The sequence below is a fragment of the Bradyrhizobium sp. 2TAF36 genome, from assembly GCF_052114925.1.
Taxonomy (GTDB): Bacteria; Pseudomonadota; Alphaproteobacteria; order Rhizobiales; family Xanthobacteraceae; genus Bradyrhizobium; species Bradyrhizobium barranii.
Window position 1 is genome coordinate 1 of sequence record NZ_JBFRFR010000176.1, and the last position, 6,373, is coordinate 6,373.

General features: G+C 62.5%; 6 protein-coding genes and 1 pseudogene. 5 read left to right on the forward strand and 2 right to left on the reverse strand.

What is annotated here, in order from left to right; all coding sequences use genetic code 11:
• Positions 1 to 674: 674 nt before the first annotated feature.
• Together AB4Z51_RS43850 and AB4Z51_RS43855 are read left to right on the forward strand one after the other, a co-directional pair.
• A complete protein-coding gene (locus AB4Z51_RS43850; protein ID WP_244623474.1) occupies positions 675 to 1,925 on the forward strand; it encodes a tyrosine-type recombinase/integrase in 1,251 nt (416 codons plus the stop codon).
• 131 nt (positions 1,926 to 2,056) lie between these two features.
• Positions 2,057 to 2,431 (forward strand): nuclear transport factor 2 family protein, encoded by a 375-nt coding sequence (locus tag AB4Z51_RS43855; RefSeq protein ID WP_063981897.1) that lies wholly within the window; start codon positions 2,057 to 2,059, stop codon positions 2,429 to 2,431.
• Between the two features lie 84 nt (positions 2,432 to 2,515).
• On the opposite strand, the gene AB4Z51_RS43860 is transcribed toward AB4Z51_RS43855, so the two are convergent.
• On the reverse strand, positions 2,516 to 2,737 hold the full coding sequence (locus tag AB4Z51_RS43860; protein WP_085405589.1) for a hypothetical protein: 222 nt from the start codon (positions 2,735 to 2,737) through the stop codon (positions 2,516 to 2,518).
• A gap of 629 nt (positions 2,738 to 3,366) precedes the next feature.
• Between AB4Z51_RS43860 and AB4Z51_RS43865 the strand changes: the two genes are divergently transcribed.
• From AB4Z51_RS43865 to AB4Z51_RS43875, 3 genes and pseudogenes are all read left to right on the forward strand, one after another.
• On the forward strand, positions 3,367 to 5,055 hold the full coding sequence (locus AB4Z51_RS43865; RefSeq protein WP_441499668.1) for an aspartate:alanine exchanger family transporter: 1,689 nt from the start codon (positions 3,367 to 3,369) through the stop codon (positions 5,053 to 5,055).
• Positions 5,056 to 5,170: 115 nt separating this feature from the next.
• Positions 5,171 to 5,489 (forward strand): annotated as a pseudogene (locus tag AB4Z51_RS43870) (dienelactone hydrolase); the annotation flags it as partial.
• A 30-nt stretch (positions 5,490 to 5,519) separates the two neighbouring features.
• Positions 5,520 to 5,738: a hypothetical protein gene (locus tag AB4Z51_RS43875; protein ID WP_187387978.1), complete on the forward strand. Its 219-nt coding sequence runs from the start codon at positions 5,520 to 5,522 to the stop codon at positions 5,736 to 5,738.
• A gap of 82 nt (positions 5,739 to 5,820) precedes the next feature.
• Here the strand turns inward: AB4Z51_RS43875 and AB4Z51_RS43880 are convergent.
• The coding region (locus AB4Z51_RS43880) for an AI-2E family transporter (RefSeq protein ID WP_441499669.1) at positions 5,821 to 6,373 on the reverse strand (553 nt) is incomplete at its 5' end.

Consider the following 6,373-nt stretch of genomic DNA (forward strand, 5'->3'; position numbering starts at 1 on the left):
CTCGCGGCGCATCTCGCCCGAGCTTTGCTTCGTCGTTCCACCCTCGAAGCCAAGAGGGCGCAGGGAAGGCCGGGTGCTGACCTCGCACCCGCGGTCCGCTGCGCGAAAGGTAGCGCAAGGAAACCGCACAGCAGCATACAGGTGGTGCCAATCACTCGGCCTTCCCTGCGCAGTGGTTGGACGGCTTATGCCGTGCTCTCCCGGGAGCCGAATTCCTTCTGGCCTCCCTCGTCCTCGCGAAAGTCACCAGCACCGCGCCGGTTGACGCGACTGCCGCATCCGCAAAGGCTTGACCGTAGCGACGACGGCCAGGACCACACGTCTATACTTTGGCATTCGGTGAAACACGCCGAAACTAACCCTTTAAAATTAGGCTTTTTCAACTAGCCTGATGCGGGCTGTTTCAGCGGGCTTCACCAAAATAAGGGCCCGGCCCTAAGCCTTTCAGCGTCCGCACGACAAACTGAAAGCCCCAATGCCGAGCCCTTTGGTCTCAAGCCTTAGGAGCCGAAACCACATGGATAGTAGCATTGCCCCCTCCCCCGCCGGCAAGCGGGGCCGCAACAGCAGCGTCATTCTGACCGACCGCATGTGCGAGAAACGCGTTGCCAAACGGACCAAGCTCTACGACCGTAAGTGCCCTGGTCTGTACGTAAGCATCACCACGACCCGGGGTGGCAACCTTCTCGTTCAAGTTCACCGACCGGGAGACCGGCAAGCAACGCACCGGCTGGCTTGGCGTCTACAATGCTGAGACCTTCACGGTCGAGGACACCCGTAGCAAGGTCTACGGCCTCAGGGCCAGGGGTGGCGAGGCGCTTGCCGAGACCTTCCGCGACCAGAAAGCTGCGAAGGCGAAGCGCGGCAAGACCGTCGCCGAGATCATCGACGAGCGCATCGCGTGGATGAAGACGTTGGTCAAGAAGCCCGATGGCGAGATGCGCCCCCGGCTCGAAAGCTGGCAAAACACCGCGAGCCACCTCGACCGCCTCATCCGCCCACGCCTCGGCAAGAAGCTGGCCATGGAGGTCACCAAGCACGACATCGCCACACTCTCGAACGACATCGTCGCAGGCAAGTTCGGCAAGCCCTCGGTCAGCAACGCGCGCCATATGCGCAAGGCGGCCTCGGGCCTGTTCACCTGGGCGGCGGAGGCAGGCCGCGACTATGTGACCGCCAGCCCCTGCGTCAACCTGCCAAAACTCGATCCCGAACATCCCCGCACCCGGGTCCTCTCCGAAGACGAGATCAAGACGTTCTGGCAAGGACTGGACCGCAACGACCTTCCCTACGACCGCCGGACCCGGCTCGCACTCAAGTTCGAACTGGTCACCATGCTGCGCTCGCGGGAACTGCTCGGCGCGCATCGGGATGAGCTGTTTGACCTCGACGGCGAGCATCCGCGCTTCGACGTGCCGCTCAAGCGGGTCAAGAAGCGGCGGGTGATCCAGCAGCCGTTATCCGATCTGGCGGTCGAGATCATCAAGGAGGCGCTCGCCTCGGATGGTCAGCAGTTTGTCTTCGAGAGTCCCATGTACAAGGGCCAGCCGATCCACCGGAAAGTGATGGCCGACGCCCTGCGCGGCACCAAGCACGAGACGAACAAGGACAAAACCAAAACCGCTGGCCTCTGCGAGCTGCTCGGTCTCAAGCCGTTCACGCCCCATGACCTGCGCCGGACGGCAGCGACCCTGGCCGGCGACCTCGGCTTCGACGACGCATGGATTGCGAAGTGCCTCGACCACGCCGCGAGCAAGAAGGCCGAGCAGATCGTGCCGACGGTCACCGGCAAAGTGTACAATCACTCCAAGCGGATGAAGGAAAAGCGCGCGGTGCTGGACGGCGTCGCGGCCGAGCTGCGGCGGATCGTCGGCGGGCGGACATCGAGAAAGGACGCCAATATCGGGCTTCACGTTGCGGCCTGATCTATCGCCCCGCCTGAGCTTCGATCAGGCGGGCTTCAATCAGTAGTTCTGCGGGAGTGCGTTCAAGCAGCATTCATCACAGTCCATCTAAGTCCCGCGCCGGGAGCGGCGCGGCTGATGATGGAACCTCCATGCCTATTTCGAGGGATGACTTTGACCCCGTTGCCACAGTTGTAGACTGGCTCGACGCCTGCCGGCGTGGAGACGTCAACGCGCTGCTCGATCTGTATGATGAGCGAGCGGTGCTTGAATGCGCCTGCGAAGGCGTCAGCCTGACTGGGCGAGAAGCAATCGCTGCCTACCGGTCACCTAAGCTCGAAACGAAGCGAGTACTCTCATTTTCGCTGGACGACGTGAGCCTGACGGGCCACGGCGTTCAAATCGACTATCAAAATTACGAAGGCAAGCCGGCTCGCGTTTATTTTCGGTTCGGTGTCTCAAACAAGATCATCTACACAAGCTGCGCACCCATGGCTCGGGCGGCCGCCCGAAGCTCCGTCAACTGAGATAACGGTCCGCGCGGCCGCAGAGTTGCGGCGATTGTAGCTCTATCGAGCAGTCATCAGCCCTTCGGCAGACACTCCGCTGCTTCACTTCACCTTCGCTGCTTCATCGAGACACTTGTAACCTGAGCCGCCGCGCGCCATGCACTGGTCGAAGTGTTTTGTCTGCCGCGCTGCCGTTGGTCCAGCAGGCTGCAGCTTTCCGTTCTTATCGACGCATTCGTACAGCAAGCCGGGTGTGCGCAGCGAGCAGGGCATGCACGACTGCTGGGCTTGCACCGCGCCCACTCCGACCAGCAGCAGCATCATCACAAAACAGCTTTGCTATCACATCAAAGGGGGCCGAATCGATTCGCACGGAGTCAAGACGCTGTGAATAGGTCGAATAACTGCGGGGTGTTTCCCCCGGACTCCGCGTGGCGCGCGAATCTCTTGTAGGGTGAGTAGGTCAGGCGAACTTGATTCGTCTGATGTCCGAGGCAGCTGGCGGCCGACCGGCGTGCGATGAAACGGTTCACGTCATGGCCGCCCGGCTGACGATGCGGTCGGATGCCCTTCCTTTGGATCAGACGGTTGCCCCGCGTTGCCCTCTCCGAGCACGCTGTCGAGCGATCGGACGGCGCGTTCATAAACGGGCCTCGTTGAGGTCGGCTTCGCGGCCAGGCAGCAGGGTTAAGGGAGCGATCACAGCGATACCAAGCTCCGTCCATGCAGACCAAGCCGGTAGACCCAAAGCAGAACACGACTGGTACCCGATCGTCGCGGTGCGCCGACGAAGCAGTGACGATGTCCATCGTGCTCATGTCCGAGACGTCGACTGTCCCGAATCCTGCACGGCTCAAAAGGCGAAGGCGTGCCGTCGGCGAGGATTGATCTAGATCAAGCGTCGCCGGGTTTCACGATTCAGATTCGGCGCAAATGGCTGGAGGGCATGCGCCATGGATACCGTCAGGTGGATGATCTCCACCGCTCCGGAAATCTTCCTGCTGCTTTCCATCGCCATCGGCACGGTGCTGGGCCGAGCCAAGATTCGTGGTTTCTCAATCGGAACGACAGCCTGCATACTGGTGGTGGCCGTTCTTATCGGTCAGCTCGGAACCTTTACATTCCCGTCGCTGCTGCGCGTGCTTCTGTTCAGCCTGTTCGTGTTCACGATCGGCTACCGGTCCGGCCCCGAATTCTTCGCCTCCTTGAGCATCCGCACCCTGGCGCAGGTCGCCATGGCGCTCGTGCTCGGCGGCACGGGTCTCATCCTCGTTTTGATATTTGCATTCGCGTTCAAGCTCGATCCGGGCACGGCCTCGGGACTTGCCGCCGGTGGGCTGACGCAATCTTCCATCATCGGCACGGCGTCCGGAGCGCTCGCGCAAGTCGGCTTGTCCGGTGATGCTTTGAAGCAGCAAGAAGCAAACATCGCAGCTGGATACGCCGTCACCTATGTCCTCGGCTATATTCTCACGCTCCTTTACGTGCCGTTTGTCGCACCGAAACTGATGCGGATCGATTTGAAGGCGGAGGCGGCGAAGCTGGAGGCGGAGCTTGCCGGCGGCAACCCGCCACAGAGTGAAAATCTGCACTATCGCAAATTCCAGGCGCGCGCCTACCGGGTATCGGCCGCCGCGGGACGCACGGTCAAGGACGTCGAAGAGGAAATCGGCAGCCGCACTGTCGTCGAGCGAATCGTGCGGCAGGGAGCCGATATCGAGCCGCGCCTCGACAGCATCCTCGAACCCGGCGACGACATCGTCGTCGCCGGGCGAACCGCTGCCCTCGTCGCGGCAAAGCCGATCATCGGCAAGGAAATCGATGCCGACGAAATCCTGAAGGCAATTCCGGGCAATGTGATCGACGTCCTCGTCGACAGCCGCCATCTCCATGGCCGATCGATCAAGGAGATCGCTGAACGCGTCGGCAACGACGCACGCGGCGTCTATCTCCGCACGCTGACCCGGATGGGCCGCGAGGTCCCGTTGGGCCCGGACACCCGCGTCTATGTCGGGGACGTCATGACGCTCGTCGGCAGCACTCGCAACATCGAGCGTGCCGCCACGAAGGTCGGGCAGATCCTGCGCTCCGGCGACCGCGCCGACATCGCCTTTCTCGCAACCGGCATCGCCGCGGGCCTCCTCGCGGGTCTCGTCAGCCTCAGGGTCGGCGGCATCCCGCTGACCTTGGGCAGCGGCGGCGGCGCGCTGATCGCTGGCCTCGTCTGCGGCTGGATGCGGTCGCGCCGGCCGACCATCGGAGCGTTACCACGCGCGGCACAGCAGACACTGAGCGATCTCGGGCTCGGTGGCTTCATCGCAGCCATCGGGCTCGGCAACGGAGCCGCGGCCTGGGCTGCGATACAGGCGCACGGGGCGTTGCTGGTGGGCATGGGCCTGGTCGTCACGCTGGTGCCGCTGATCGTCGCGACACTGTTTGCGCGCTATGTGTTGCACATGAATCCGGTCATCACCTGCGGGGCGCTGGCCGGCGCCATGACCGTCGATGCTGCGGTGACCGGAGCCTGCGAAGTCGCCGAGAGTCAGACCCCAGTACTCGGCGTCGCAGTGCCCTACGCCATCGGCAACGTCGTCCTGACTGTGCTCGGCCCGATCATCGTGGCGCTCACTTATACCGGCTGACGGAGGCGACGATGCGTACGCAGTTGGCCGCAATCTTCCGACCGCTCTTGACGGCTTTGGTTCTCCTTGCCGCCTTCGGCTTGCCGGCCCTCGCCGAAGACAATGTCCGTCTCCAGCGATCATCACCTTTGCAGCAGGTCGCGGCGGTCGCGTCGACGGCAAGCCCAACAACAACTGCGCGCCGGACAGACTGGTCGAAGCGACCGCGGATTTCGGCCCTACCTCGCGGGTGCCATGCTGTGGTTCTATATCGAGACGTTCTTTGGCCCGGCGTTGTTGAAGCGCATGCATGAGGCTTTCACTGCGGCCGGCGGCAGGGCCGATATCATCTGATGCCGCCCTTCGGCAATGAGGGGCATTTCTTCGTCGGCTCGACCGACACAATTCCGATGTGGTCACCGCTCGTCGAAAAATCCCTCAACGCGCATAAATAGTTACGGAGGGTGGCGCCTGGAGACGCAACCATGATCAACGCCCCTTCAACGCCATGGCCCGGGCACGCTCGCACCTTCCTGTTGATTTTGTTCGCAGCGGCCATTGCCGGACCAGCTTCGGTCCAGAACGCCGCGGCGCAAAAGCAGGCCTCTGAGGCGAAGCCCGCCGAGATCGCCCCTCGCGGGCAGCGCGGAGCCAAAGACATCACCTTCGGAGACTGGCAGAAGCTCTATGTTGATCACTGTTGATCACGCTGATGACGGTGCCGAGGAACTGGACTGCCATCGCGTGCTCCCATGGCGGACTCGGCCATGCTCCTGGTTTCGTCGGTCAGCGATTGTTATCCGGCGAAGGGGATGATGAGACGCCTTGATGCAGATCAAGAGAGCGCGGCGGCCCATAGCCAACATCTCCCCGCTGCGGAGCGCGTTCGGTACGGATCCAGGCAACCGTCAGCTCCCAAGCCACCGACAGAATGATCGGTCCGATGAAGAGGCCGATGATGCCGTGGACGAGGGTTCCCCCGATCACCCCGATCAGGATGACGAGCGCGGGTGTGGTCAGGCCTCGCCCCATGACGAGCGGCTTTAGGATGTTGTCGAGCACAGATACGATCGCGAGAAACACCGTCAGCAGAAGCGCGATCGGGAATTCCTTGTCAGTCCAGATCCAGATAATGACCGGCAGGATGACGATCGTTCCGCCGATCTGCACGATCGACAGCAATAGCACCACGAACGCCAGTAGTCCCGCGCTGGCGATACCGGCCAGCTTGAACCCAATGCCGGCGAGCAAGGATTGGACGATCGCGACGCCGATCACACCCTGCGCGACCGCACGGATGGTGGTACCCGCGAGGTCCAGAAAGTGCTCGCTCTGGTCG

Coding starts and splice junctions, on each gene's coding strand:
- AB4Z51_RS43875 (WP_187387978.1), top strand. CDS start 5,520: ATGATCAACGCCCCTTCAACGCCATGGCCCGGGCACGCTCGCACCTTC.
- AB4Z51_RS43865 (WP_441499668.1), top strand. CDS start 3,367: ATGGATACCGTCAGGTGGATGATCTCCACCGCTCCGGAAATCTTCCTG.
- AB4Z51_RS43860 (WP_085405589.1), bottom strand. CDS start 2,737: ATGATGCTGCTGCTGGTCGGAGTGGGCGCGGTGCAAGCCCAGCAGTCG.
- AB4Z51_RS43855 (WP_063981897.1), top strand. CDS start 2,057: ATGCCTATTTCGAGGGATGACTTTGACCCCGTTGCCACAGTTGTAGAC.